Annotated in this window: 24 protein-coding genes; 16 read left to right on the top strand and 8 right to left on the bottom strand. The window is 69.5% G+C overall.

Features of this window, described 5'->3' with window-relative positions:
- Nucleotides 1-23: 23 nt before the first annotated feature.
- From LY13_RS12705 to LY13_RS12655, 11 genes are all read left to right on the top strand, one after another.
- Nucleotides 24-1085, top strand: a complete 1062-nt coding sequence (locus tag LY13_RS12705) for an LLM class flavin-dependent oxidoreductase (RefSeq protein WP_253828609.1) — start codon at nt 24-26, stop codon at nt 1083-1085.
- The gene (locus tag LY13_RS12700) at nt 1082-2758 is read left to right on the top strand and encodes a long-chain-fatty-acid--CoA ligase (protein ID WP_253828608.1); all 1677 of its coding nucleotides are present in this window, start codon (nt 1082-1084) and stop codon (nt 2756-2758) included. The genes LY13_RS12705 and LY13_RS12700 overlap by 4 nt, the downstream gene beginning before the upstream one ends.
- Entirely contained in the window at nt 2755-3873 is a 1119-nt protein-coding gene (locus LY13_RS12695) for an LLM class flavin-dependent oxidoreductase (protein ID WP_253828607.1), read from the top strand. The genes LY13_RS12700 and LY13_RS12695 overlap by 4 nt, the downstream gene beginning before the upstream one ends.
- A 31-nt stretch (nt 3874-3904) precedes the next feature.
- Entirely contained in the window at nt 3905-4705 is an 801-nt protein-coding gene (locus tag LY13_RS12690; RefSeq protein ID WP_253828606.1) for an alpha/beta fold hydrolase, read from the top strand.
- The gene (locus LY13_RS12685; RefSeq protein WP_253828605.1) at nt 4702-5457 is read left to right on the top strand and encodes an SDR family NAD(P)-dependent oxidoreductase; all 756 of its coding nucleotides are present in this window, start codon (nt 4702-4704) and stop codon (nt 5455-5457) included. The genes LY13_RS12690 and LY13_RS12685 overlap by 4 nt, the downstream gene beginning before the upstream one ends.
- Before the next feature lie 86 nt (nt 5458-5543).
- The gene (locus LY13_RS12680) at nt 5544-5969 is read left to right on the top strand and encodes a nuclear transport factor 2 family protein (protein WP_253828604.1); all 426 of its coding nucleotides are present in this window, start codon (nt 5544-5546) and stop codon (nt 5967-5969) included.
- Nucleotides 5970-6005: 36 nt separating this feature from the next.
- Entirely contained in the window at nt 6006-7094 is a 1089-nt protein-coding gene (locus tag LY13_RS12675) for an LLM class flavin-dependent oxidoreductase (RefSeq protein WP_253828603.1), read from the top strand.
- Nucleotides 7095-7173: 79 nt separating this feature from the next.
- On the top strand, nt 7174-7728 hold the full coding sequence (locus LY13_RS12670) for a flavin reductase family protein (protein ID WP_253828602.1): 555 nt from the start codon (nt 7174-7176) through the stop codon (nt 7726-7728).
- Nucleotides 7725-9011, top strand: coding sequence for a bifunctional 3,4-dihydroxy-2-butanone-4-phosphate synthase/GTP cyclohydrolase II (locus LY13_RS12665; protein WP_253828601.1), 1287 nt, complete (start codon nt 7725-7727; stop codon nt 9009-9011). The genes LY13_RS12670 and LY13_RS12665 overlap by 4 nt, the downstream gene beginning before the upstream one ends.
- 43 nt (nt 9012-9054) lie before the next feature.
- A complete protein-coding gene (locus LY13_RS12660; protein WP_253828600.1) occupies nt 9055-10920 on the top strand; it encodes a GAF domain-containing protein in 1866 nt (621 codons plus the stop codon).
- A gap of 156 nt (nt 10921-11076) precedes the next feature.
- Nucleotides 11077-11817, top strand: a complete 741-nt coding sequence (locus LY13_RS12655; protein WP_253828599.1) for an SDR family NAD(P)-dependent oxidoreductase — start codon at nt 11077-11079, stop codon at nt 11815-11817.
- 31 nt (nt 11818-11848) lie between these two features.
- On the opposite strand, the gene LY13_RS12650 is transcribed toward LY13_RS12655, so the two are convergent.
- Complete coding sequence (locus tag LY13_RS12650) at nt 11849-13159, bottom strand: TetR/AcrR family transcriptional regulator (protein ID WP_253828598.1); 1311 nt, start codon at nt 13157-13159, stop codon at nt 11849-11851.
- Between the two features lie 163 nt (nt 13160-13322).
- Here LY13_RS12650 and LY13_RS12645 point away from each other — a divergent pair, with 163 nt between their 5' ends.
- Both LY13_RS12645 and LY13_RS12640 read left to right on the top strand, forming a co-directional pair.
- Nucleotides 13323-14534 carry an acetyl-CoA C-acetyltransferase gene (locus tag LY13_RS12645; RefSeq protein WP_253828597.1) on the top strand — a complete coding sequence of 404 codons (1212 nt, stop codon included), beginning with the start codon at nt 13323-13325 and terminating at the stop codon, nt 14532-14534.
- 15 nt (nt 14535-14549) lie between these two features.
- Complete coding sequence (locus tag LY13_RS12640; RefSeq protein WP_253828596.1) at nt 14550-16721, top strand: 3-hydroxyacyl-CoA dehydrogenase NAD-binding domain-containing protein; 2172 nt, start codon at nt 14550-14552, stop codon at nt 16719-16721.
- Nucleotides 16722-17046: 325 nt separating this feature from the next.
- On the opposite strand, the gene LY13_RS12635 is transcribed toward LY13_RS12640, so the two are convergent.
- The gene (locus LY13_RS12635; protein ID WP_253828595.1) at nt 17047-18054 is read right to left on the bottom strand and encodes a 2-hydroxyacid dehydrogenase; all 1008 of its coding nucleotides are present in this window, start codon (nt 18052-18054) and stop codon (nt 17047-17049) included.
- Between the two features lie 375 nt (nt 18055-18429).
- Between LY13_RS12635 and LY13_RS12630 the strand changes: the two genes are divergently transcribed.
- The 3 genes from LY13_RS12630 (at nt 18430) to LY13_RS12620 (ending at nt 20832) form a co-directional block, all read left to right on the top strand.
- Nucleotides 18430-19140 carry an alpha/beta fold hydrolase gene (locus LY13_RS12630; RefSeq protein WP_253828594.1) on the top strand — a complete coding sequence of 237 codons (711 nt, stop codon included), beginning with the start codon at nt 18430-18432 and terminating at the stop codon, nt 19138-19140.
- Entirely contained in the window at nt 19137-20114 is a 978-nt protein-coding gene (locus LY13_RS12625) for a zinc-binding dehydrogenase (protein WP_253828593.1), read from the top strand. The genes LY13_RS12630 and LY13_RS12625 overlap by 4 nt, the downstream gene beginning before the upstream one ends.
- A 166-nt stretch (nt 20115-20280) precedes the next feature.
- Nucleotides 20281-20832, top strand: coding sequence for a flavin reductase family protein (locus LY13_RS12620; protein ID WP_253828592.1), 552 nt, complete (start codon nt 20281-20283; stop codon nt 20830-20832).
- Nucleotides 20833-20874: 42 nt separating this feature from the next.
- Here LY13_RS12620 and LY13_RS12615 read toward each other — a convergent pair whose 3' ends face one another.
- From LY13_RS12615 to LY13_RS12590, 6 genes are read right to left on the bottom strand one after another with little or no spacing between them, the layout of a single operon-like run.
- Entirely contained in the window at nt 20875-21666 is a 792-nt protein-coding gene (locus LY13_RS12615; RefSeq protein ID WP_253828591.1) for an ABC transporter ATP-binding protein, read from the bottom strand.
- The gene (locus LY13_RS12610) at nt 21656-22540 is read right to left on the bottom strand and encodes an ABC transporter permease (protein WP_253828590.1); all 885 of its coding nucleotides are present in this window, start codon (nt 22538-22540) and stop codon (nt 21656-21658) included. Before LY13_RS12610 ends, LY13_RS12615 begins: the two co-directional genes overlap by 11 nt.
- On the bottom strand, nt 22537-23559 hold the full coding sequence (locus tag LY13_RS12605) for an ABC transporter substrate-binding protein (protein WP_253828589.1): 1023 nt from the start codon (nt 23557-23559) through the stop codon (nt 22537-22539). Before LY13_RS12605 ends, LY13_RS12610 begins: the two co-directional genes overlap by 4 nt.
- Before the next feature lie 41 nt (nt 23560-23600).
- A complete protein-coding gene (locus LY13_RS12600; RefSeq protein WP_253828588.1) occupies nt 23601-24878 on the bottom strand; it encodes a TRAP transporter large permease in 1278 nt (425 codons plus the stop codon).
- Nucleotides 24875-25399, bottom strand: coding sequence for a TRAP transporter small permease (locus tag LY13_RS12595; RefSeq protein ID WP_253828587.1), 525 nt, complete (start codon nt 25397-25399; stop codon nt 24875-24877). Before LY13_RS12595 ends, LY13_RS12600 begins: the two co-directional genes overlap by 4 nt.
- Nucleotides 25396-26175: a maleate cis-trans isomerase family protein gene (locus LY13_RS12590; RefSeq protein WP_253828586.1), complete on the bottom strand. Its 780-nt coding sequence runs from the start codon at nt 26173-26175 to the stop codon at nt 25396-25398. Before LY13_RS12590 ends, LY13_RS12595 begins: the two co-directional genes overlap by 4 nt.
- Nucleotides 26176-26221: the final 46 nt, after the last annotated feature.

Genomic DNA, 26221 nt, shown 5'->3' with positions numbered 1-26221 from the left:
GAAACGTCGACAAAGGAGACGACGTGGACACGAACCGCGATTGCACCTTCGGGCTCTGGTACGACTTCCGTAACCCGCCGCAATGGCACCGGCCGTTCAGCACCCTCTACCGCGAGGTCCTCGACCAGATCGCGTGGGCGGAGAGCCTGGGCATCGGTTCGGCCTGGCTGACCGAACACCACTTCGTCGAGGACGGGTACACGCCGTCGCCGTTCGCACTGGCCGCGGCCATCGGGGAACGCACGTCGACGTTGCGGATCGGCACGAACCTCATCGTGGCGCCGCTGCACAATCCCGTCCGGCTCGCCGAGGACGCGGCCACGCTGTCGCTGCTCACCGGTGGCCGGTTCGACCTCGGACTGGGCCAGGGCTACTGGGCCCCCGAGTTCGCCGCGTTCGAACGCGAGCTGAAGTACCGGCCGAGCCTGCTCGAGGAGAGCGTGGCGCTCATCCGGCGGGCCTGGGCCGGTGACGACACCCCGTTCAACGGCAAGCGGTTCCGCCTGCCGGGCGTGCGCGTGACACCCGTGCCGGAGCGCACGCCGAAGCTGCTCGTCGGCGCATTGGCCGAACCCGCGATCGAACGTGCGGCGCGCATCGCCGACGGTTTCCTCAGTACACAGAACCCGCACCAGGAGTCCTATCTGGACGCACTCGACCGGATCGGTGGATCCAGCGCCGACGCCGAGATCTACGCGGGCCAGTGGACCGTGATCGCCGAGGACCCGGAACGGGAATGGGCGCGTATCGGTAAACACGCGCTGTACCAGCTGAACAACTACATCTCCTGGGGCGCGTTCGGCCCACCCGACCAGGTACCCCAGTTCGCCGACGCCGACCAGATCGTCGCGGCCGGCGCGTTCCAGTTGTGGGATCCCACCACGGCGGTCGACGAACTCACCGCGTTGCTCCGCGCCCGGCCGCAGATCAAGGACGTGCACTTCTGGGCCCAGCTGCCGGGGGAGTCGGTCGAGAGCGGCTCGGCGCGGATCGAACTGCTGGCCACGAAGGTCATGCCGGAGGTCAGGCGGCGACTGGCGGCGGAGGCGCCTGCGGGCGCGGCCGCGGAGAGCGGGGCGCGGTGAACTCGCCGTTACTGCTCACCGAGTTCCTGCACCGGGCGCGCGCGTCGTTCCCGGGTAAGGAGATCGTGGAGTACTCGGGGAGCGAGTCCACACACCGTTACACCTACCGCGACTACCACGAGCGGGTCGTGCGCCTGGCCGGAGCGCTGCGTGAACTCGGCGTGCGGCCGGGCGATCGGGTGGCCACGCTCGCGTGGAACCACCACCGCCACCTCGAGCTGTACCTGGCGGTACCACTCGCCGGTGCGGTGCTGCACACCGTCAACCTGCGGCTCGAACCGGCGGAACTCGACTACATCCTCGGCCACGCCGACGACCGGGCGCTCTTCGCCGACACGGACCTGTTGCCCGGAGTCGAACGAGCACGGGACGCGCGCCCGGACATGACGGTCGTCGTCACCGACGGCCACGCGCCGGGAACACTGAACTACGAGGATCTGATCGCGTCCGCGTCTCCGCTGGCCGATCCACCCGCCGTGAGCGAACACGACCTGGCAGCGCTCTGCTACACGTCCGGCACGACCGGTTCCCCTAAGGGCGTCGGCTACTCGCACCGTGCGCTGTACCTGCACACCTTCGCGGCGTGCCTCGTCGACGGGCACGCGATCAGCGAACGCGACACGGTGCTGCACGTCGTTCCGATGTTCCACGCCAACGCCTGGGGCATCCCGTTCGCCGCCCTCATGACGGGCGCGAACCAGGTGCTGCCGGGCCCCCGTCCCGCCGCGCCCGGCATCGCGCGGGCCGTCGAGGCCGAACGGGTCACCTACACCGGCATGGTGCCGACGGTCGCGGTCGACCTGCTGGCCGAGGCCGCACGGACCGGTGCGGACCTGGGCAGCCTGCGGGCGCTCGTCCTCGGTGGGTCACCGCCGACCGAGGACCTGGTGCGCTCGCTCGAGGAACAGCTGCGCGTGCCGGTGTTCCAGGGCTGGGGGATGACCGAGATCTCGCCGATGGGCACTTTCTCGCGTCCGCTGCCCGCCACAGAGGACGACCCCGACGCGCGCAGGGCGCAGATCCGCAAGCAGGGCAGGCTGCTGCCCGGACTGCGCTGGCGGCTCGTCGACGACGACGGGCGCGACCGCCCCCACGACGGAGTGTCGCGCGGGGAACTGCTGATCCGCGGGCCGTGGGTGGCCACCGCCTACTTCCGGGACGAGCACCCCGAGAGCTTCGCCGACGGCTGGCTCCGCACCGGCGACATCGCGACCATCGACCCCGACGGGTACCTGGAGATCGTCGACCGTGCGAAGGACCTCATCAAGAGCGGCGGCGAATGGATCAGTTCGGTGGCGCTGGAGGAGGCGCTCACCGCTCATCCGGCCGTCGCCGAGGCCGCCGTGGTCGCGGTGCCGCACGAACGGTGGCAGGAACGCCCGCTCGCGTTCGTGGTGTTCGCCGGTGGTGCGGACACCGACGTGGGCGAGGTCCGGGAGTGGCTGCGGGAGCAGGTACCGCGCTGGTGGGTGCCCGAGGACGTGATCGCCGTCGACGCGCTGCCGCGCACGAGCGTCGGAAAACTCGACAAGACGTCGCTGCGTGACCGGGCAGACCGGGGCGCGCTCGGTACCGGCGGTGTCGGCACGAGCGGGGCCGGCGCAGGCGAGCATGCCCCCGCGGGCAGGGCCGTTGCCGCGGGGCCGGCTGCGGACGGCCGGGGGCGGTCATGAGGTTCGGCGTGTTCTACGTGCTCGAATGCCCCGACCACGACTTCACCCGTGCCTACCGCGAGATGCTGGCGCAGATCTCGTACGCCGAACATCTGGGTTTCGACGAGGTCTGGCTCGCCGAACACCACGGCAGCGACTACGGTTCGATGCCGTCGCCGCAGGTGGCGGCCGCGGCCGTCGCCGAGCGGACGAACCGGATGCGCATCGGTATCGCCGTCAGCAACCTGACCTTCGACTGGCCGGTGCGTGTCGCCGAGGACTACGCGATGGTGGACGTGCTCTCGGGCGGCAGGCTCGACTTCGGTGTGGGTCGCGGTTACCAGCCGGGGGAGTTTCACAACATGGGCGTCGGCGACCGGCAGGCCGTCAGCCGTGCGGTGTTCGGGGAAGCGCTGGAGATCATCCGCGGGCTGTGGAGCAAACCCCCGGGACGTCCGTTCTCGTTCCACGGTGCGCACTTCGACATCCACGAGGTCGACTGCAGGCCTACGCCCGTGCAGCGACCGACACCGCCCATGTATGTGGCCTCGATCAGCCCGGAGACGTTCGACCTCGTCGCCTCGACCGGCTGCAACCCACTGGTCACGCCGACGCTGACGACGCTACCCGAGCTGAGCAGGCTTATCGTCGACCTCAAGCGCAGGCTCGTCGACGCCGGCCGGGACCCGTTGTCGTTGGACTTCCCCATGAACTGGCAGATCCATCTGGCCGAGACCGCCGAGCAGGCGATCGCCGACGTGGCCGGGCCGCTGTCCTGGTACTACCGCACCGTTCTCGACCTCATCCCGAGCGGACCTGCCACACCCGCCACGTACGAGCGCTACGCCGAACTGGCGGCAACCTCCGACGAGGCGGGCGGCCCGACGGTCGAGGGCATGCGTGAGAGCGGCGTCGTCTATGCGGGCGATCCGGATGGACTGATCCGCGAGATCGAGACGCTCTACCAGGAGACCGGCCTGCAGCACCTCATCTGCTGGATGCGGTTCGGCGGGCTCGAACACGAGAAGGTTCTGCGGTCGATGGAGCTGTTCGCGGAACACGTGATGCCCCGGTTCCGGGATCGGCCGCCGGTGGTGCCCCGCGCGCTGCGGGAGGAGATGACGGCGGCCGGTTGACGGTCGCAGGCGAGAAAGAAGGGTGAAGCTCATGGCATATCTCGAGGTCGAGGGAAGTCGCCGGATCTACTTCGAACACCATGAGGGGGACGGAACTCCGGTGGTCCTGGTGCACGGCTGGGGCGCGACGGGCCGCTGTTGGGACACCGTCGCTCCCGCGTTGCGGGCGGCGGGTCACGAGGTCGTGATCGTCGACCTGCGCGCGTGCGGCAGGTCGGACAACGACTTCTCCGACGTGTCGATCGCCGCGCTCGGCGCCGACGTCGCCCTGCTGTGCCAACGGTTGTCGCTGCGGCGTCCGGTGCTCAACGGCTGGTCGCTCGGCGGTGCGGTGGTCGTCGACGCCGCCTCGCGGCTCGGTGAGAACCTCGGCGGCCTCGTCCTGACCGGCGGTGCCACCCCGCGGTATACGTCCACATCGGACTGGCCGCACGGCGGGACGGTGGCCGACGTGCAGGGCGTCCTCGACGGACTCGCCGCCGACCGGGCGACCACTCTCAAGGGCGTGGCGGGTGCGGTGTGTGCCAAGCCGGTCGGTGACGAGGTCGTGGTTTGGCTCTGGGGAATGTTCCTGGAGATGGGACCGTGCGGCGATGATTCGCTGCGTGACCTGGCCGAGATCGACCAGCGTAAGACGCTCGGCGCAGTGACCGCGCCCGCGCTCTTCCTGCACGGCACGGACGACGGCTTCACCGCGCACTCGGGTGCCGAGGCGGCGGTCGAACTGTGCTCGGACGCGCGGCTGGTGTCCTTCCCCGGGTGTGGGCACGCCCCGTTCCTCGAGGACCGCGACGCCTACCTCGCCGAGCTGACCGGGTTCCTGAACCGATGAGCACGTGGCTGGTGACGGGCGGCTCGCGCGGTATCGGCCGGGCGGTGGTCGACCACGTCACCGCGGCGGGCGACACGGTGGCGACCTTCTCGCGGTCGGCGCCCGCGAGAACGCCCGCCCATCCCGAGCGGGTGTTCGAGGTGAAGGCCGACGTGACCGATTCCGAGTCGGTGCGCAGAGGAGTCGACACGGTGCTCGAGCGTTACGGCTCGATCGACGTCGTGGTCAACAGCGCAGGCGTGCACCACGGCGGCCGGGTCGACGCTCTCGACCGGTCGGCGTGGGACGAGGTCGTCTCGACAAACCTGACCGGCGCGTTCGACGTGTGCCGGGCCGTCGTGCCCGTACTGCGGCCGGGGGCGGCGATCGTCAACGTCGGGGCGGTCGTGGGATTCCGCGGGTTTCCCGGTGACGTGGCGTACGGCTCGGCCAAAGCGGGGCTCAGCGGCCTCACCCAGGTGCTGAGCGTCGAACTCGCCCCGAAGGGGATCCGCGTCAACCTCGTCGTCCCCGGTTTTGTGGACACCGACATGACGGCAGGGCTGACGCAGAAGGCACGGGAGCGCATCGTCGACACGATCCCCGCGGGCCGCACCGGCAGGCCGGAGGAGATCGCCGAGGTGATCGCGGCCGTCGCCCGCTCGACGTACATGACGGGCGCGACGGTGCCCGTCGACGGTGGTCTGCTGGCCACGTTCGGGGGAGGCCGGGGCTCCGGTGTTGTGCCGGACTCCAACGGCACCGGGAACTGACCGTTCTCCCCGAGCTCGCGCGGTCACTAGCGTCGGGCGCGGGTCAACACCGAGTCCGGCGTGACGCGTTCAACGAGGAGCTGCATATGACTGCCGGAAGTGTCGCCGAGTCCATCGAGGCGAAGAACAAGGAACTGGTCGCATCGTTCATGACGGATTTCTCGTCGGGCGACGTCGACAGGATCCTGTCGTATCTGACCGACGACGCCACGTGGTGGGTCGCGGGGAACATCGACGGGATCTCCGGGACGAAGAGCAAGAAGGAGTTCGGTGAGATGGTCGCCGGGATCGCCTCGTCGACGGTGACCGGCGCGATCACGCTGACGCCGCTGGCCTGGACGGCCCAGGGCGAGCGCGTCGCAGTGGAGACGGAATCGTACACCGAGCTGAAGAACGGCCGGGTCTACAACAACCTCTACCACTTCTTGTTCGTCGTGCGTGACGGTCGGATCGCGAGCGTCAAGGAATTCCTGGACACCGAGCACACGCGGGCGATCTTCGTCGCGCCGTGACGGGCCCGCCCACCAAACCATTAGGGAGATTTCGACATGGACGTCGGTATGCTTCTGGTTTTCCAGAACTGGTTCGAGAACATCAGTGACGAAGAGGTGTTCACCCGCGAGTTGCAGATGGGTGTGGACGCCGAGAAGTACGGTTTCGACTCGGTGTGGTCGGCCGAGCACCACTTCGACGACTATTCGATGTGCCCCGACAACCTGCAGATCATGGCGTATCTCGCGGGGCAGACCTCGCGCATCAAGCTGGGCACCGGCGCGGTGATCCTGCCGTGGAACGACCCGTTGCGGGTCGTCGAGAAGGCCACCATGCTCGACAACATGTCGAACGGCCGCGTGCTGCTCGGCATGGGCCGCGGACTGGCCAAGATGGAGTACGAGGGTTTCCGCGTCGACATGAACGAGTCGCGCGACCGCTTCGACGAGGCCGCCGAGATGGTCATCCGCGGTCTGCGCAGCGGCTACGTCGAGAACGACGGCCCCTACTACAAGCAGCCGCGCGTGAAGGTGCGGCCAGCGCAGGGCAACCGGTCGTGGGAGGGCAGGCTGTTCGGTGTCGCGATGTCCCCGGACTCGATTCCCGCGGTGGCCCAGCTCGGCGCCCAGATGATGACGTTCATGCAGTACGACTTCCCGCAGCACGTCGAGGCGGTCGAACGCTGGCGAGGGCTGCACCGCGAGGCGCACGGCACCGAGCCCGGGCCGCCGCTGCTGCAGGACTTCGTGTACTGCCACGAGGACCCGGAGGAGGCCAAGCGCCTGGCCCACGAGCACATCTCGCAGTACTTCCTCTCGGTGATCAAGCACTACGACTTCGCGGGCTCGCACTGGCGTGAGACCAAGGGGTACGAGGCATATCAGGTCGGTGCCGACATGATCCGCGAGGCGGGCATGGAGAACGCGGCGAGCGCCTATGTGGACGCGAACGTCTACGGCACGCCCGAGGAGATCGTGGAGAAGTACGCGGCGCGGCGCGACCTCGTCGGCGACTACATGGCCAACGCGGCGTTCTGCTTCGGCGGTCTTCCGCTCGACAAGGCCGAGGCCAGCATGAGGTTGTTCGGCGAGAAGGTGGTCCCTGAGCTGCATAAGATGACGTCGAAGACCCCGGCCGGGGTGTGAGGACCGCGTGGTCGCCGGGTGCGGTGAGCCGCCCGTGCCCGTGCCCGGCGACCACGTGTCGAGGAGCTGGGAGTCGCAAGTGGACACGACGATGGCCGAGCGGCAGGTTCCGCTGGGCGAACGGTTCCGGGACGTGATGGCGGGAGTCTGTACGCCGGTGTCGGTGGTGACGGCCGTCGATCCGGCGGCAGCGGCGTCCCTGCCCGGCGATTCCCCGGCAGGCACGCCGCGCCCGCACGGGACGACCGTCAGCGCATTCGCCTCGCTGTCGATGGAGCCGCCGATGGTGCTGGCCGCGCTCGACCTGCGGTCGGACCTGCTGGCGTTGCTCGAACCCGGTACTCCGTTCGGGGTGAACGTGCTGGGCAGCGACCAGTCCGAGTTGGCGGTCCGGTTCGCGGGTAAGGGCAGGGACAAGTTCGACGGCGTGACCTGGAACCTCTCCGGTGGCGTGCCGCGACTCGAGGGCGTGCCGGGCTGGCTGGCCTGCCGGGTCGACCGCCTGGTCGAGGGCGGCGACCACGTGATCGCACTCGGCCTCGTCACCGCGGCGGAACGGACGGACACGCCGCCACTCACATACCACGCCCGGGAGTTCGGGACCCACACCACGACGGAGGGAGGCGGGCGATGACACGGAAGACACGGTCGTCGCCGAGCGAGGCGGTGCAGGACGCCGTCGCGGCGCTTGCGGCGGGCGAGCTGGTCGTCGTGGTCGACGCCGACGATCGGGAGGCCGAAGGCGACCTGGTCGCAGCGGCCGGTGCGCTGACCGAGGAACAGATGGCGCTGATCGTGCGCCACTGCACCGGTATCGTCTGCGCCCCGATGCCCTCCGACCGGGCCGACGAGCTGCGGTTGCCGCTGATGGTCGGCGACAACACCGACCGGCACGGCACGGCCTTCACGGTCAGCGTCGACCATGTCGCCACCGGTACCGGCGTCTCGGCCGCCGACCGGGCCGCGACGGTGCGGGCACTCGCCGACGCGGGCGCCCACCCGGACGAGCTGCGCAGGCCCGGGCACATCTTCCCGTTGCGTGCCCGCCACGGCGGCGTACTGGTCCGCGCGGGTCATACCGAGGCGGCCGTGGACCTGGTCGGCATGGCCGGTGCCGGGGACGTCGCGGTCATCAGCGAACTGGTCGCCGACGACGGCGCGATGCTGCGCGGACCCGAACTCGAACGGTTCGCGGCCGACCACGGTCTGGTGCTGCTGCACATCGCCGATCTGGTCCGCTATCGGCGCGCGACCGAACACCTGGTGGAGCCGGTCGCGAGCTCGACCATGCCGACCGAGTTCGGGGAGTTCCGCGCGATCGCCTACCGCTCCACGATCGACGGCACCGAGCACCTGGCGCTCGTCAAGGGCAACGTCGCCGAGGCGGGCCGGACGGAGTCGGGTGCGCTGGTGCGGGTGCACAGCGAATGCCTCACCGGGGACATCCTCGGCTCGTTGCGGTGCGACTGTGGGGCCCAGCTCGAGCAGGCGCTGCGCGCGGTCGCCGACGAGGGCTGTGGCGCGGTCATCTACCTCCGCGGGCACGAGGGCAGAGGCATCGGTCTGGCGCACAAGATCCGCGCGTACTCGCTCCAGGAGCAGGGGATGGACACGGTCGACGCCAACCTCGCGCAGGGACTGCCCGTCGATTCACGCAGCTACGGGGTCGGCGCGCAGATTCTCGGTGACCTGGGAGTGCGCCGGTTGCGGCTGATCACCAACAACCCCGCCAAGTACAGCGGACTCGACGGGTACGGACTCGACATCGTCGGCCGGGTGTCACTGCCGGTGACCGAGACGCCGCACAACGTCCGGTATCTGCGGACGAAACAGACCCGCATGGGGCACGAACCGGCAGGCGACCGGGTGCACCCCGTCGTGGGTATGGACCCGGGCAGCAGGCGTACGGCAACGTAATGGGAGGGGGAGAACCGGCGTTCCGGCGACGAAGGCGGTCTTCATGGGTGACTCGACGGCGTCCGCCCTGCCGCCCGTGAGCCCAGCCGACCCGGCCTGGCCCGGTTCGTGCGCACCGGACGGGGGCCGTCGGGAACGCGACGTGATCGCCGCCTTCAGCGAGATCACGACCGAGGCCATCACCACCACCCAGCTGGAAGGCCTGCTCGGTCTGCTCGGCAGGAAGTTGTGCCATCTGCTCGGCGTGATGCGCTGCTCGGTGTACCTGCGCCGCGACGACGGCCGGTTCCGTGGCGCCGCGGGCTACTGCGAACGCGACGGCGACATCTCCGCTGCCGTGCAGGCGCAGGAGGCGGGAATCCAAGGTGACCGGTTCAGTCGCGAGGTCATTGACACCGCAGCTCCCGTGCTGATCAGCGACGTCACGAGTGATCCACGACCGCATCGGCGCACGATGGAGCACTGGCGGGTGCGGGCGATGCTCGGCGTGCCGCTCGTGTTCGACGACGAGGTCATCGGGCTCGTCTTCGTCGACAATCTCGATCAGGAGCACGCCTACACCTCGGACGACGTCGCACTGGCCGAGCTGTTCGCGCGGCTCGGCGCGCTGTTTCTGCGGCAGGCGATGCTCAACGCCGACCTGACCCGCAAGGCCGCCGAGGTGGCGCGGCAGAAGAACACGCTCGCGTACTTCGCCGACGTCCACCGCCGGCTGACGGGCGCCGTACTGGACGGGGCGAGCATCCAGACGGTCGTCGAGCTGCTGGGCGAGCTGTCGGCGAAACCCGTGGTGCTCTACAACGAGGACTTCCGGGTCCTGGCGTGGTCGGCGCCGGAGGCGCTCAAGATGGACCAACCGCCGGTGCTGTCGTCGCGGATCCGGCAGATCCCCTCGGTCCGCAGTACGTTGGCCGGGCTGAGCGCAGACTGTCCCTCGGCCGTCGTGCCGCCTACCCCGGCTCTCGGACTTGGCCGCAGGCAGCTGATGTGCAGGCTCATCATCGAGGGCAGGCCGAGCGGCTACCTGGCGATCGTCGAGGTGGGCCGAGGACTGGAACGACGCGACAGCAAACTCGCCGAGCACGGCGCGACGGTGCTCTCGCTGCAGGTCCTGTCCGAACGTCGGCAGACCGAGGCAGAAGGCCAGGCACGGGAGGACTTCCTGTCGGACCTGCTGCACCGCGAGCGCGACGCCGAACAGCTGCAACGGCGCGGGCCGCAGTTCGGGGTGAACCTGTCGCAGCCCCACGTGCTGGTCCGGTTCTCCCTCGATTCGGCCGACCAGAACGTCAGCGTGTCGGCGGGCCGCAAACTCGTCGGCAACCAGCTCGCCCGCGAACTCTCCGCCCCGCCGCCGCCCGCGGTGAGCCTGCCCGGAGCCGTGATCGCGTTGGTGCCGCTCGACGAGGCCGGCGCGCCGGAGGACCTGCGTATGGCCGTCGCCGCGGTGCGTAATGAGCTCGCGCCCCGGCTGAACGTGCGTGCGGCGGCGATCTCGGCCGTGTGCCGAAGTCCCGAGGATTTCCCGCTGGCACACCGCGAACTGCGGGAGATCGACGAGCTCGCGCGCTCGTTCGGCTGGCAGGGCGGGGTGGTGACGGCCGATGAGCTCGGCCTGTTCCGCGTCATCGCGGCCACCGGGCGGGTGAAAGAGGCCGTCCACTTCGCACACGAGTTCATCCGCCCGCTGCGCGGAAGCGGCGACGACACGTTGATCGACACCTGGCGGACGTTCGTCACCACCGAGGGCAAGGTGCAGGCGACCGCGACCGAACTCGGCGTACACGAGAACACGATCCGCTACCGGCTCGGCAAGATCCGCAAGCTCGTGCATCGCGACCCGACCGGGCTCGACTGCTTGCTGCAGGCGCGGTTCGCCTTCCAGATTCTCGACCTTGCGGGATGGTGACCGGGACGCCGGTAGCTGGGTTCCGTTGTCGGATTCCGTTGTCGGGACCTACATCGGGCAGGCCCCTGCGACGGTGGACCGGCCCGCACCGTGCGGAGTTCCCTCTGGGGCGAACGGTCCTCACCGACGAGGACCCGCACCTCGAGGAGGTCGACCATGCCGGTAGCACTGGTCACCGGAGCGGCACAGGGAATCGGGCGGGCGACGGCGCGGCGGCTCGCGGCCGACGGGCTGCACGTTGTCTGCGCGGACATCCAGGACGCAAGCGCAACGGTCACCGAGATCGAAGGTGACGGCGGCAAGGCAGAGGCGGTCACGCTCGACGTGCGGTCGGCCTCGGGGTGGAGCGAGGCCGTGTCCGGGGTGCTCGACCGGCACGGGCGCATCGACCATCTCGCCAACATCGCCGGCGTGGTGAACATGGTCAGCTCGGACACGGTCGTCGGGCTCACCGAGGAGGGCTGGGACTACGTCGTCGACACGGACCTGAAGGCGCCGTGGCTGGGAATGAGGGCGGTCATCCCGAGCATGATCGAGGCGGGTGGTGGGCGCATCGTCAACATCTCGTCGCTCGCGGCGCTCCGAGGGCTGCCGAACCTCGCCTCCTACAGCGCGGCCAAGGGCGGCGTGGCGGCCCTGACCCGGCAGGCCGCCTACGAGTACGGCGACGCGGGCATCCTCATCAACGCCATCGCACCGGGAACCATCGACACGCCCATTCTCGGCGACATCACGCCGGAGATGAAGCAGGCCAACGCAGCGGCACACATCGTGGACCGGCTGGGCAAACCGGAGGAGGCCGCCTCGATGGTCGCGTACCTGTTCCGGGAAGGGTCGTTCCTCACCGGTGTGGTCTACCCGGTCGATGGCGGATGGTCGGCGAAAGGCAACTTCTGACCGGACTCCGGTGGCCGTCCCGGAGTCGGCGTCAGGGTCCGGCCGGACCGGTTTCCGCCGCATCCCGCTTGCGGGTGTGCTCGCCCAGGACGGTGCCCATGAGTGTCACCAGCTCGGCCGGAAGGTGGGGCCTGCGGTTCACCCGGCGGGTCCGGGTGAGGTCGTTGGCGACCGTCAGTGCCGCGTGCACGGTGATCTTCGCTTCGCGGGTGTCCAGTTCGGGGCGCGCGGCCTCCAGCAGGCCGACCCAGCGGGACACGTACTCGCGCTGGATGCGCAGCAGTTCGGGGCGGTCGCGCTCGTCGATGTGCACCCGGTCCACGGAGAACGACACGAGCAGTTCCGGCTGGCCGGTCAGCGTCGCGACGTAGGACTCGGCGAGCCGGTGCAGTGCGGGCCACGGGCCGTCGGAGCGCAGCGCGTCCTCGGCGGCGAGCAGCAACCGGTCACCGGCCCGGCGGCCGATGGCGCCGAGCAGGCTCGCCTTGCTGGGGAAGTGCCGGTACACGCTCGGCCCGGCGATGCCGACCGCGCGGCCGATGTCGTCCATGCTCACGGCACTGAACCCGTGGGCCGCGAACAGCTCCGTGGCCTCGGTGAGGATCTGTTCCCTGCGCGACGGTGCGGGGAGCGGATCGGGGGCGGACCCACCGGCCGTGGCGGCCCGGGCGGAGGCACCGGCGGAAGGCGCAGTACCGGCGGGGGATGCGGAGCCGGTGTCGTCGGGGGCGGGCAGGTCGGTGTCGAGCACCCGGGTGGCGATGTCCACGAGCAGCGTCTCGAACCGTCGTTTCGGCACGCTCGTGCGGTGCACGGACACGCTGCCGAAGACCGACAGCGCCGCCCAACACAGCAGCTCGGCGTCCTCGGGCGGCAGCTCGGGCCGGACCCGCAGCAGCACCTTCGTCCACGTCGCGAGCATGGCGCCGGAACGTTCCCGCAGGTCACGTTGGGTCTCGCTGTCGAGGTGCCTGCCCTCCCAGCGCCACAGCGCGGCGGCGTCGCGGCGTTCGACCGACTTGGCGGCCAGCTCGGCCAGCAGCGTGGCGACCTGGTCCGGTGACGGCGCCTCGCCGTCCGGCGACGCGGCGTCCGTGGCGGCCTCGACCTCGTCCAGGCCCGCCCGCAGCACGTGCGCGAGGATGGCCTGCTTGTCCTTGAAGTGCCGGTACAGCGCGGGCCCGGTGACGCCCGCCGCCGCGGCGATGTCGTTGATCCCCACCCCGTGGTATCCGCGGCCGCGGAACAGCTCGGCCGCGACGGCGGCGAGCTGCGTCTTGCGGTCACGTGGCCGTTTGTCGCTTGCGCGCGGCCGTTTACCGCCGGGTGGTGTCCGTGCCATAGGTGAGACAACCTTAGCGCGACGTCTTCAGCTGACAACCCATTGACACCATGGGAATAAGGCGGATTATGTTAGTAGCGATTAGCACCGAATCTGGATGCATGGACACTGTCGACCATGTCGGCTGCGTGCCTGCCGTCAGCCCCGAGGAAGGACCGTTGGTGTGAGTACAGAGGCGTTCATCTACGAGGCGATCCGCACGCCTCGTGGCAAGAACAAGGGCGGAGCCCTGCACGGGACGAAACCGATCGACCTGGTCACGGGCCTGATCGACGAGATCAAGAGCCGACACCCGGGCCTGGACCCGGCCAAGATTGAGGACATCGTCCTCGGCGTCGTCTCGCCCGTCGGTGACCAGGGTGCGGACATCGCGCGCGGCGCCGCGATGGCGGGCGGTCTGCCCGACAGTGTCGCGGGCGTGCAGCTCAACCGGTTCTGCGCGTCGGGTCTCGAAGCCGTCAACCAGGCCGCTGCACGCGTACGCTCCGGCTGGGAGGGGCTGCTCCTCGCGGGCGGCGTCGAGTCGATGTCCCGCGTGCCGATGGGCACCGACGGCGGCGCGATGTTCACCGACCCGGCCACGAACTACGACACCTACTTCGTGCCGCAGGGCATCGGCGCCGACCTGATCGCCACGCTCGAGGGCTTCTCCCGCGAGGACGTCGACCGCTTCGCCGTCCGCTCGCAGGAGAAGGCCGAGGCGGCGTGGTCCGGGGGTTACTTCGCCAAGTCGGTCGTGCCGGTCAAGGACATGAACGGCGTGACGATCCTCGACCACGACGAGCACCGCCGTCCCGGCACCACCGTCGAGGACCTGGCCAAGCTCAAGCCCGCCTTCGAGGGCATCGGCGAGATGGGCGGCTTCGACGCGGTGGCGCTGCAGAAGTACCACCAGGTCGAGAAGCTGAACCACGTCCACACGGGCGGCAACTCCTCCGGCATCGTCGACGGCGCCGCGCTCGTGCTGATCGGCAACGAGCAGGTCGGCAAGGACCTCGGGCTGACGCCGCGTGCGCGCATCGTGTCGACCGCGATCACCGGCTCCGACCCGACGATCATGCTCACCGGCCCGACGCCCGCCTCCGAGAAGGTGCTGGCGCAGGCGGGCATGACCACCGACGACATCGACCTGTTCGAGCTGAACGAGGCGTTCGCGTCGGTCGTCATGAAGTGGATGAAGGACCTGAAGCTGCCGGAGGAGAAGGTCAACGTCAACGGCGGCGCCATCGCGATGGGTCACCCGCTCGGCGCCACCGGCGCGATGATCCTCGGCACGATGGTCGACGAGCTGGAGCGGCGCCAGGAGCGGCGCGCGTTGCTGTCGCTGTGCATCGGCGGCGGCATGGGTATCGGCACGATCATCGAGCGTGTGTGAGGGCGAGCGACAACAATGACTGAAGCCAAGACCATCCGCTGGGAGCAGGACTCCGACGGCATCGTCACGCTGACGATGGACGACCCGAAGCAGTCGGCCAACACGATGAACGCGGACTACCGCGAGTCGATGGGCGTCGTGCTCGACCGTCTCGAGTCCGAGAAGGACTCCATCACCGGTGTCGTGCTGACCTCCGCGAAGAAGACGTTCTTCGCAGGCGGCGACCTGAACGACCTGATCAAGGCGACGCCCGACGACGCCGCCGAGATCACGGACATGACCAACGAACTGAAGGCGCAGCTGCGCAGGCTCGAGACGCTGGGCAGGCCGGTCGTCGCCGCCGTCAACGGCGCGGCACTCGGCGGTGGCCTGGAGATCGCGCTGGCGTGCCACCGCCGGATCGTCGCCGACGTCAAGGGCACGGCCATCGGCCTGCCCGAGGTGTCGCTGGGCCTGCTGCCCGGTGGCGGCGGCATCGTCCGCACGGTGCGCCTGCTCGGCATCCAGAGCGCCGTGATGAACGTGCTCGTGCAGGGCCAGCGGCACAAGCCGGGCAAGGCGCTCGAACTGGGCCTCGTGGACGAGCTCGTGTCCTCGGTGGACGAACTGCTGCCGAAGGCCAAGGCGTGGATCAAGGAGAACCCCGAGGGCGGCGTGCAGCCGTGGGACCAGAAGGGGTACAAGATCCCGGGCGGCAGCCCGTCGAACCCGAAGTTCGCCGCCAACCTGCCCGCGTTCCCCGCGAACCTGCGCAAGCAGCTCAAGGGTGCGCCGATGCCCGCGCCGCGCGCCATCCTGGCCGCCGCGGTCGAGGGCGCGCAGGTCGACGTCGAGACGGCGGGCCTGATCGAGACGCGTTACTTCGTCAGCCTCGTCACCGGCCAGGTCGCGAAGAACATGACCAAGGCGTTCTTCTTCGACCTGCAGGCCATCAACGCGGGTGAGTCCCGTCCCGACGGCTACGACCAGTACCAGGCCAAGAAGGTCGGTGTGCTCGGCGCGGGCATGATGGGTGCGGCGATCGCGTACGTGTCGGCGAAGGCCGGCATCGACGTGGTGCTCAAGGACGTCTCCCAGGAGAACGCCGAGAAGGGCAAGGGCTACGCCGTCAAGCTCGAGGAGAAGGCCCTGGGACGGGGCAAGACCACGCAGGAGAAGTCGGACGCGCTGCTCGGCCGCATCACGCCGACCGCCGACCCGGCCGACCTGAAGGGTGTCGACTTCGTCATCGAGGCCGTCTTCGAGAGCACCGAGCTCAAGCACAAGGTGTTCCAGGAGATCGAGGACGTCGTCAACCCGGACGCGGTGCTCGGTTCCAACACCTCCACGCTGCCCATCACCGGCCTGGCCGAGGGTGTGCAGCGGCAGGAGGACTTCATCGGCATCCACTTCTTCTCGCCGGTGGACAAGATGCCGCTCGTGGAGATCATCCGCGGCGAGAAGACCTCCGACGCCACGCTGGCGAAGGTCTTCGACTACACGCTGCAGATCAAGAAGACGCCGATCGTCGTCAACGACAGCCGTGGCTTCTTCACCTCGCGCGTCATCGGCACGTTCATCAACGAGGCCGTGGCGGCGCTCGGCGAGGGCGTCGAGCCCGCGACGATCGAGCAGGCCGGTGCACAGGCCGGGTACCCGGCACCGCCGCTGCAGCTGATGGACGAGCTGACGCTCACGCTGCCGCGCAAGATCCGCCTCGAGACCAAGGAGGCCGTCGAGGCCGCGGGCGGCACGTGGGAGCCGCACCCGGCGGATGCGATCGTCGACAGGATGGTCGACGAGTACGACCGCAAGGGCCGTTCCACGGGGTCGGGCTTCTACGACTACGACGACGAGGGCAACCGGACGCAGCTGTGGCCGGGCCTGCGGGAGGCGTTCAACTCGGGCAGCGGCGACGTGCCGTTCGAGGACCTCAAGGAGCGCATGCTCTTCGCCGAGGCCCTCGAAACCGTGAAGTGCTTCGACGAAGGCGTGCTGAACACCGTCGAGGACGCCAACATCGGCTCGATCATGGGCATCGGATTCCCGCCGTGGACCGGTGGCGTGATCCAGTACATCAATGGCTACGAGGGTGGTCTGAAGGGCTTCGTGGCGCGCTCCAAGGAACTCGCCGCGCGCTACGGCAACCACTTCGAGCCGCCGGCCTCGCTGGTCGCGAAGGCCGAGAAGGGCGAGATCTACGAGTGATCGCCCGCGCCTGAGCCGGGTGTCCACGCCCACCGGTTGAATCGGGCGTGAACGCCCTCCGGCTCAGCCGGTTGTGAACGACACGGCCCCGGTCGCGAACTTGGCGACCGGGGCCGTGTTGCGTTCTCGGGAGCCCGTGTTGCGTTCCTAGGGGCTCGTGTTGTCGACTCCCGGGACCGTGTTGCGGCCGCCTGTCAACCGGCCACCGCCCTCATTGACGCGTTGCCGCGCGGCTGCGTTCTCGGGGCTCGTGGTGCGCTGCAACGCCGTCGTGCCGAGTTCCCGGGTGTTGCCACGGTTCCCCGGGCTGTGCCACGCAGGCAGGTCACTCCGTCGCGGGGCCGGGCATGTGCAGGCCCGCCACGTCGTTGACGATCGTGCTCGGCAGGCCTCCGCGCAGCGCGGTGTCGAGCGAGGCGAGAGCTCCCGCGGTCATCGCCTCCCGCGACTCGAGTGTCGACCCGGCGAGGTGAGGAGACAGAAACACGTTGTCGAGCTCGGCCCAACGATGCTCGCCGGTGAGCGGTTCGTCACCGAACACGTCGAGGGCCGCGGAGGAGATCTCACGGCTGCGGAGAGCGGTGTGGAGTGCATGCTCGTCGACGACGGGACCGCGGGCTCCGTTGACCAGCACGCCGCCGGATCCCAGGAGACGTAACCGGCGACGGTCGATCAGCCCGCGGGTGTCCCCGGTGAGCGGAACGTGCAGGCTGAGGACGTCGCTCCGGGTGCAGAGTTCGTCCACACCGGACACCCGCTCCAGCGGAAGGCCCGCGCTGTCGGCATCGGTGACCGGCCTGCGATGGTGATAGAGGATCGGCGCGACTCCGAACGCAGCGAGCCGCCGTGCGACGGCCAGGCCGGTGCGCCCCATCCCGAGGATGCCGACGGCACGCCCCGCCAGGTCGTGAAGCCCTTCGTCAGCCGCGGCGGTCATCCACCACTCACCGCGGCGGGTGCGTTCGTGATTGACCAGGGCGTTCTTGACGACCATGAGCATTGCCATGACGGTCCACTCAGCGACCGCCCGGGTGTTCGCTCCGGGTGTGTTGGCCACCGGGATTCCGAGTTCGCGGGCGGCATCGACGTCGATCGAGTCGTGGCCCGCCGTCGGTTGCACGATCAGGCGGCACCGTTCGGCGAGCGCGAGCGTGGCGCGGTCGAGGCGGAGTTCGCCGGTCCAGTCTCCGAGCACGAAGTCGGCGCCGGTGATGAGGCTGTGGAGTTCATCCGCCGTACGGGGCTTGACGAACCGCAGGTCGTGCTCGGGGAGGCCGCTTCCGTGGCGGCGGTGTACGGGGGCGATGACGTCCCGAGGGCTTGTGCTGAGCACGATCGGAGAGTGCGGCGAGGACATGGAACTCCCGGGCATACGGTGAGCGGTCGCCACCAGTGCAGCAGTGCGGATTTTCCGTCGCGTCAGCGCCGTGTTAATCGTTTTTCCGGAGTGTCCTATCCGTTTCGGCGATGATTCTCCGACGTCCACCACGTGCGCCTTCCTTCGCGGCGGGGTGCCGCAGGACGTATCGATTCTCCAGATGGGGAATTTCTGGATTCGATGTTTGACCGGAATCGACGGCGCTTCGAGACTGGAATTTCGATATCTCTGTGCGGAGGACGCGTGATCACGAGGGAATTCAGTCCGGGATATGTAACGACGGACGTCGGGCGGGTGCATTACGTCGAGTGCGGGAGCGGAGTGCCGCTGGTGTTGTTGCACCAGACGCCGCGTTGCTGGGACGAGTTCGCGTCGGTGATGCCGCTGCTCGACGGCTACCGGGTGATCACGCCGGATCTGCTGGGGTTCGGCGCGTCGGGGCCCGCCCCGGAGAACACGATCGAGGAAGCGGCCGCCTCGGTCACCGGCCTGCTCGATGCGCTGGGGGTGGGGGAGTTCCACCTCGTCGGCCACCATTTCGGCGGGCTGGTGGCGTATCACGTGGCGGCCGTGGTGCCCGGGCGTGTGCGGTCGCTGGTGCTGTCGTCGACGCCGTACGTCGACGCCGACGAACGCAGGCGCAGGGCCTCGGCGGAACCGTTCAACGTGGTGCCTCCCGTCGACGACGGTGCGCACCTGGCCGCACTGTGGCAACGCCGCACCGGGTTCCTGGCCGGAGCCTCCCACCGGGTTCTGAGCCGGTACGTGCGGGATGTCCTGGACCATGCCGACGCCGACCGCGGCCATGCCGCCGTTGCGGCGTACCGGTCGGAGGACCGGGTGGGTGCCTACTCGGGGCCGGTGCTGTGCGTCGCCTCGGCGCGTGACCCGCGGGCCTTCCCGGCGCGACATCGCATCGCGGCCGCGTTCCCGCAGGCGGGCCAGGTTGTTCTGGAGAACGGGGACATCTCGTCGCCGGAGACGGTGCCCGAGGAGTTCGCCGCCGCGATCCGCACGTTCCACGCCGGGGCCGGCGCATGACGGCGCCGACGATGCGGGCCGTCGTGGTCGACGCCGTGGGCGGGCCCGACACGCTGACGCAGGCGGTGGTGGCACGACCGGCCGCGGGCGAGGGCGAGGTGCTCGTGCGCGTCCGTGCCGTGGGTGTGAACAATGTCGACGTTCTCCAGCGTCGCGGTGTCGTACCGGCACCGCGTGGCGGCATCGGCGGGCTCGAGTGCGTGGGCGAGGTGGCCGAGGTCGGCGCCGGGGTCGAACGGTTCTCCCCCGGCGATCGGGTCGGTGTGCTGTTGCGTTCCGGTGGCTACGCCGAGTTCGTCAACGCACCCGAGGGTGCGTGCATCTCGCTGCCGGAGACGCTCGACGACGTCACGGCCGCGACGTTGCCGGAAGCGCTGGCCACGTCGTGGTGGAACCTCGTTCACCGGGGACGGCTGAAGGCAGGGGAGCGGCTGCTGGTGCACGGCGTGTCGGGCGGTGTCGGGGTGCTGGCCGCACAGGTCGGCAGGGCACTCGGCGCCGACGTCGTCGGGACGGCGAGTGCGTCGAAGGTGGATCGGTGCCGCGCCGTGTGCGGCGTGGACGTGCTCGACCATGCCGGCGACGTGGCTGCGGCGGTCGGGGCGGGCCTGCCCGGTGGGATGGACGTCGTCCTCGACAACCAGGGCGGCCCCGCGCTGGAGGCGAATCTCGGCCTGCTGGCGCCGCTCGGACGGCTCGTCGTGGTCGGCACGCAGGCCGGCGGGCCCGGGACGGTCGACCTGGCCGCGATGATGCGGCGGGGTGTGGAGGTGTCGTCGTCGAGTCTCGGCATGCTCGAGACGTCGGTGCGGTCCCGGTTGTGCGCCGAGGTGGCCCGCGAGGTGCTGCCGCTCGTCGAGGCCGGCGTCGTGACCCCGGTCGTCGACACGGTGTTCCCGCTCCGTGACATCGCGGCCGCCCATCGACGATTCGACGATTCGGCAAAATTCGGCAAGGTCGTCGTCACGCTGTGAGTTCCTCGCGTGATTCCGGGGAGTCTGCGTCATCTTCCGGACAGATGAGCTGCAGAAAAAAGAACTGTTGGTCCGATGGCGGGCGGCGTTGAATTATGGACGTATGAGCCAAAACGTCGCTTCCGCCCGTGCCGCGTCCCATTTCGCGAAGCTGGGAGGAATTCGAGTGTCCGATGATGTCGCCGCCGACTCCGCCGAGGTGGCGCGCGCCTTCGTGAAGGCCTGCAGCCGTACCGCGACGCCGGTCACGATCGTCACGTCGGCCGATGTGTCCCGGGAACTGGGGCAACGGGAACTGGGGCAGACGGTCTCGGCGTTCAGCCGCGTTTCCGACGATCCGCCCGTGCTCGGCGTCTGTATTCAGCAGCGCAGCCCTCTCAACGACGTCATCGCGGTCAGGGAAGCGTTCAACGTCTCGGTGCTGGCCGCGGGGCAGGACCGGGTCGCCGACACGTTCGCGGGCAGGGAGGCCCCAGGCAGGCCGCGATTCTCGTTCCGCGACGACGAGTGGTCCGGTGGCAGCAACGGTCTTCCGCTGCTCGACGGTGCCGCGGTGTCGTTCGAATGCGGGCTGCTGGGCGTGCAGGACATCGGCACGCATGTCCTGCACCTGGGCCGCGTGGTGACGGCCCGGCACGGGGACGCCGATCCGCTCGTGCACCTGCGCGGGTCGTATCGCACACTCGCCGGTGAGTCGTGCCCGATCGCGCCGGCCTGACGATCGTGCGGGGCCTCTCGGCTTCCGGCCGGGAGGCCCCACTCAGGACCACAGGTGTGCGGTGACCTCGCGTCGGAGCGCATTGAACTCGTCCGAGGTGCGGTCGCGTGGCCGGGCGAGGTCCACGTCGACGACCGCCGTGATCCGGCCCGGTCCCGCGGCCATGACGACGACACGGTCGCCCAGCACGATCGCTTCCTCCACCGAATGCGTGACGAACACGGCCGTCTTGCGGCGTTGCTCCCAGATGCGCAGCAGTTCGTCCTGCAAGCCTGACCGGCGCTGTTCGTCGAGTGCCCCGAACGGCTCGTCCAACAGCAGGATCCGAGGGTCGATCGCGAGGACCCTGGCAATGGACACCCGTTGTTTCATTCCTCCGGACAACTGGTGTGGGTAGTGGTCCGCGACGCGCTCGAGACCGACCGTGTCGAGCATGTCGTCGACGATCCGCCGGATCTCGGCCTTGGGGAGCCGCTTCTCACGGAGTCCGTACGCGATGTTCTTGCGGACGGTCAGCCACGGGAACAGGGCGAAGTCCTGGAACACGACACCCTTGTCCGGCGACGGACCGGTCACCGGACCGCCTGCGACCGACACCGTGCCCGCGGTCGGCAGGTCGAAACCGGCGATGAGGTTGAGCAGCGTCGACTTGCCGCATCCGGACGGGCCGAGCACGGTGATGAACTCGTCGGGGGCGATGTCGAGGTCGACGCCGTCGAGCGCGACGAAGTCGCGGCCTGCCCCGGGAAACGTCTTGCTCACCCCACGGCAACCGATCATGGGCTGCGGCGGGTCGTCGACGAGGGCGGAGGCGAAGGTCGGTTCATCGGACATCGGGCGCCCATTTCAGTACGGGCCGTGCGGCCAGGTTGAGCAGCTTGTCGGACAGATAGCCGAGGAGGCCGACCGTGAGCATCGCCACCACGATCACGTCCATGCGCCCGAAGTAGTAGGCGTCCCAGAGACTGAAGCCGAGTCCGGATTTGACGGCCACCATTTCCGACACGATCACCAGCACCCAGGCGAGCGCCAGGCCCACGCGGAGTCCGGTCAGCAGTGACGGCAGAGCCGATGGCAGACCGACCCGCCAGAGCGTCCTCTGCGGACTCGTGCCGAGCATGCGTGCGGCGGACACGAGCACGTCGGGCGTGCCCCGTGCTCCCGCGGTCGCGTTCAGCACGATCGGCGGGAAACAGCCGAGCGCGATCAGGAAGATCGAAGCCGTGGGCTGGATTCCGAAGAAGACCACTGCGAACGGCACCCAGGCGGTCGTCGGGATCGGCCGGAGAATGTCGATGACCGGCTGCAGCAGCATTCGGGCCCATCGGGACCAGCCGATGAGCAACCCGACCGCGGTTCCCGCGACGGCCGACAACGCGAATCCGAAGAGGACTCGCTGAGTGCTGGCGTACACCGACGGCAGCCAGGTGCCACTGTAGGGATCCGCGGCCGCGTCGGGACCGCCTGCGGCCCAGGTCCACCACGTCCGCGCGACAGTGTGGGGCGCGGGAACCGACCGGGCGTCGATGAGCCCGGACACCACCGCGAGCTCCCACAGCACCACCAACAGCACCGGGACGGCCAGGTACTGCGGCCGGATCCGCAGGCGCGGCCCGGTGCGACGCGGTGTGGCTGCTTCTGCGGTCGCCTCCGGGGAGCCGCCGGAGGCGGTCCGTGCGGCAGGTCCCGCCGCGTCGGTCGCCCTCATTCGGTGGCGCCCAGATCGGCCGCTCGCCGCCCGGTGACGCGCTCGAGCGGGCCGTAGTCGAAGAACTCGCTCACGCGGTCGCTGGTGTCGTCGAGCAGTCCGTTGTCGGCGAACTCGGCGATGATGTTCTCCGCGGACGCCTGCGGCAGTTCCAGGTCCATCTCGCCCGTCTCGATAGCGGTGCGGGAGACTTCCGCGCTCAGGCCGGTCTGCTGCCGCAGGGCCTCCACCCAGGCGTCGACGTCGGCGCCGAGCGCCTCGGTGCGTTCCTGCAGGCAATCGACCAGTGCGTCCGTCACGTCGGCGTCCTCGGCCGCGAGCTGTTCGGTGACGTACAGCAGCGCGGTCGCGTCACCCAGGGCGCCGTTCTGGATGTCGAAGGGCGGTTGTACCCCGTAGCCCTCGGTCACGGCGGTCGACCCGTTCGGTTCCCAGGCCACCATCGCGTCCACGTCGCCGTTGCGCAGCGCCGTCTGCAGCGGCGGGCCCGCACCGGCGAACGGGACGAGTTCCATGTCCGCGACGTCGACGCCGTTCTCCCGTAGCGAGGCGCGGAAGAGCATCTCGACGAAGCTGTTGGGCGGGATCCCGATCCGTGCGCCGCGCAGGTCGTCCCAACGCTCGATGCTGGATCCGCTGGCCACCGTAATGTGTTCGCCGCCGCGGTACACGCCGGACACGGCACGGAAGTCCTCGAACCCGTTGTCGAGCATCTGGCCGAGGTTCTGGTACCCCATCATCGCCGCGTCGACCTGCCCCTGTTCGAGGCCACGCTGGATCTCGGCGAACTGCTTGAACGAGCTGAGTTCGATCCGGAGCGTGTCGGACTCGCATTCGTCCATGGTCCACACGTTCGCCGCGTGGACGTCGTGCATGAAGCCGACGGTCACGCTGCGCCGATTGTCGTCGGCGGGCGGCTCGCTACCGGCGAGGGTGCAGCCCCCGAGTGCGGCGGTGAGGGCGCCGACCGTCAGGACGGACGTCGTGAGGCGGAGCAGGGAGCGCTGTGTCGGTCTCACCGAACCTCCAGGGTGGTGTCGATGCTGCGAGGGATGCGGGGTCATTGCCCGACGGCGTCGGGTAGCCAGGTGGCGAGGTCGGGGAAGACCATGACGAGCACGAGCACGGCGACCGCGGCCGCGAGGAACGGGACGTTCGCACGGAACACGTGCCACGGGTCGACCTTCGCGAGCTTCGCGGCGACGACGAGTGACATCGCCACGGGCGGGGTGATCTGGCCGATCACCACGGTCAGCACGATGACGACACCGAAATGCACCGGGTCGATGCCGACGGCGAGGATCGTCGGCAGCAGCACGGGCATGATGACGGGGATCAGCGGGTCGAACAGCATGCCCGCCACGACGGCGATCGACACCAGCACGACCAGGTAGCCGAGCTGTACGTCGCCCGGTACGACCGAGACGGCGAACTCGGTGAGCGCGGCGGGCAGGCCGGCCGAGGCGAGAACGGCGCCCAGTGCCACGGAGACTCCGACGATCAGCATCACCTCGCCGGTGAGCACGGCCGCGTCGACGAGGCAGCGATACAGCGTCCGTCCGTCGAGTGTGCGATACACCAGTGCCGAGACCGCGACCGCGTACACGGCGGCGAAGGCGCTCGACTCGGTGGGCGTGAACACGCCCAGGACGAGGCCGAGCACGACCAGTACGGGCACGCCGAAGGCCGGCACCGCCGATCGCAGTGTCCGGAGGATGTCAGCGGCCCGCAGCGGGGTGCGTTCGCCCCAGCGGTTGCGGGTGGCCTGCACCGCGACCACCGTCATCAGTGCCGCGGTCAGCGCCAGGCCCGGCACGATCCCGGCAAGGAACAACGTGCTCAGTGACGTGCCGGTGGCCGCCGCGTAGAGGACCATCGGTGACGACGGCGGCATCAGCGGTCCGACGCCCGACGAGGACGCCGTCACGGCGGCGCCGTACGCGGCCGGGTACCCGCCCCTGCGCATCTGCGGGATGATCGTCGAGCCTGTTGCGGACAGATCGGCCACGGACGTGCCCACCATGCCGCCGAAGAAGAGACTTGTCGACACGTTGACCTGGGCGAGACCGCCCGGTAGGGGTCCGGTGAGGGAACGGGCGAAGGCGAACACCCGGTCCGCGATTCCTCCGGCGTTCATCATCATGCCCGCGAAGATGAACAGTGGCATAGCCAGCAGTACGAAGCTGCCCATGCCGTCCGCGACCTGCTGCGGATAGTGCAGCGCCCACGAGCCGTCGACCAGCGAGAACACTGCGACACCGGCGGCCATCGAGACGATCAGTGGGGTGCCGAGCACCAGCAGTCCCACGATGACGGCGAGTGTGAGTGCGAGGGTCATCCGGCGGGCTCCTCACGTTCGCGCAGCACGACGGCGCGCGCGGAGGTCAGCCGCGCCAGGACCGTGAGCGCACCCGCGGCGGCCCCCACCGGGATCGCGGCGGTGAAGAACCCGCGCGGCAGCCGGAGATACGGCGTCGCGTCTCCGCCGAAGTCCACGACGTACTGCAGCGAGAACCAGGCGAGATGCAGCAGCACCGCGGCGGTCACGAGCTCGGTGACGATGCGGACCCCGACTGCCACCCGTACGGGCAGCTTGGTCACGAACGTCCGGACCGCGATGGACTCGTGCCTGCGCACGCCCAACACGAACCCGAACATGGTCAGCCACAACAGCAGGCCGGTCACGACCTCCTCCACCCAGGGCAACGGCATGTCGGCCAGCTGCCGCAGGCACGCGTTGGCGAACAGCATCACGACGATCACCAGAAGGCACAGCGCAGCCAGAGCCCCGAGCGTCCGGTCGACCACGTCGCCGCCCGCGGCCGCTCGGGTTCCGGACCGTGGCCGGGTTCCTGTCATGAATGGCTCCCGACCGTGCCGGTGCGCTCGAACAGCGAGCCGAAGCCGGGTTTCGCGGCCGCGATACCCGCCAGCCGCAGGCAGTACCAGAACGAGGCCTGCACCGCGCTGACGACCGGCTTGCCGAGTGCGTCCTCCAGCGCCGCGACGGCGCCCACGCTCGCGAGGTTGGTGCAGCTGATGAACACGGCACCGGCCTGCGGCGTGTCGGCCTTCACGGCCAGGTCGTACACCCGCTCGAGCGGCACCTCGGCCAGGGCGTGATCGTCGGTGATGCCGAGCGCCGTCGACGAGACGACGGGGTGCCCGTTCTCCCCGAAGAAACGCGCAGCCCGGTCGACGACCTCCTGCCGGTACGGCGTCACCAGCGTGATCGGCCCGGCGTCGACGGCCCGCAACGCGGCGATGCTCGCGGTCGACGTCGTGGTGCAGCGTCCGGTCAGGCCGGTCCACGACGTGAGCGTCGCGGACAGTTCCCGGTCCCACGCCGTGCCGTGCAGGAAGGACGCGCTCGTGCCGCCGAACAGCAGCACGTCGAGTGGTGCCTGGCTGACGAGGTCCGCTGCCTGCCGTAGCTCGGGCGAACGCATCATCGCGTCGATGCCGTCCACGGTGACCTTCGGTAGTGTCACCCGACTCGTGTGCACGGTGACACTCGGTGTCGCCATCGCGTACATCTCGGCTTCCATCAGCGTGCTGGAGGCCATGTAGATCAGGCCGACACGGCTCGCGGTGTTGAGCGCGCCGAGCGGGAGCTGCGGGCGGGTGGTGGTCATGACGCCTCCGAGCCGGTCGTGGGGTCGAGGATCGTGTGCGTGGCCG

Source organism: Prauserella aidingensis (assembly GCF_024171865.1).
GTDB classification, from domain to species: domain Bacteria; phylum Actinomycetota; class Actinomycetes; order Mycobacteriales; family Pseudonocardiaceae; genus Prauserella; species Prauserella aidingensis.
This window is presented reverse-complemented; position numbering and strand designations above follow the sequence as displayed.

Coding starts and splice junctions, on each gene's coding strand:
- LY13_RS12695 (WP_253828607.1), top strand. CDS start 2,755: ATGAGGTTCGGCGTGTTCTACGTGCTCGAATGCCCCGACCACGACTTC.
- LY13_RS12690 (WP_253828606.1), top strand. CDS start 3,905: ATGGCATATCTCGAGGTCGAGGGAAGTCGCCGGATCTACTTCGAACAC.
- LY13_RS12685 (WP_253828605.1), top strand. CDS start 4,702: ATGAGCACGTGGCTGGTGACGGGCGGCTCGCGCGGTATCGGCCGGGCG.
- LY13_RS12680 (WP_253828604.1), top strand. CDS start 5,544: ATGACTGCCGGAAGTGTCGCCGAGTCCATCGAGGCGAAGAACAAGGAA.
- LY13_RS12675 (WP_253828603.1), top strand. CDS start 6,006: ATGGACGTCGGTATGCTTCTGGTTTTCCAGAACTGGTTCGAGAACATC.
- LY13_RS12665 (WP_253828601.1), top strand. CDS start 7,725: ATGACACGGAAGACACGGTCGTCGCCGAGCGAGGCGGTGCAGGACGCC.
- LY13_RS12660 (WP_253828600.1), top strand. CDS start 9,055: ATGGGTGACTCGACGGCGTCCGCCCTGCCGCCCGTGAGCCCAGCCGAC.
- LY13_RS12655 (WP_253828599.1), top strand. CDS start 11,077: ATGCCGGTAGCACTGGTCACCGGAGCGGCACAGGGAATCGGGCGGGCG.
- LY13_RS12650 (WP_253828598.1), bottom strand. CDS start 13,159: ATGGCACGGACACCACCCGGCGGTAAACGGCCGCGCGCAAGCGACAAA.
- LY13_RS12640 (WP_253828596.1), top strand. CDS start 14,550: ATGACTGAAGCCAAGACCATCCGCTGGGAGCAGGACTCCGACGGCATC.
- LY13_RS12625 (WP_253828593.1), top strand. CDS start 19,137: ATGACGGCGCCGACGATGCGGGCCGTCGTGGTCGACGCCGTGGGCGGG.
- LY13_RS12615 (WP_253828591.1), bottom strand. CDS start 21,666: ATGTCCGATGAACCGACCTTCGCCTCCGCCCTCGTCGACGACCCGCCG.
- LY13_RS12610 (WP_253828590.1), bottom strand. CDS start 22,540: ATGAGGGCGACCGACGCGGCGGGACCTGCCGCACGGACCGCCTCCGGC.
- LY13_RS12600 (WP_253828588.1), bottom strand. CDS start 24,878: ATGACCCTCGCACTCACACTCGCCGTCATCGTGGGACTGCTGGTGCTC.
- LY13_RS12595 (WP_253828587.1), bottom strand. CDS start 25,399: ATGACAGGAACCCGGCCACGGTCCGGAACCCGAGCGGCCGCGGGCGGC.
- LY13_RS12590 (WP_253828586.1), bottom strand. CDS start 26,175: ATGACCACCACCCGCCCGCAGCTCCCGCTCGGCGCGCTCAACACCGCG.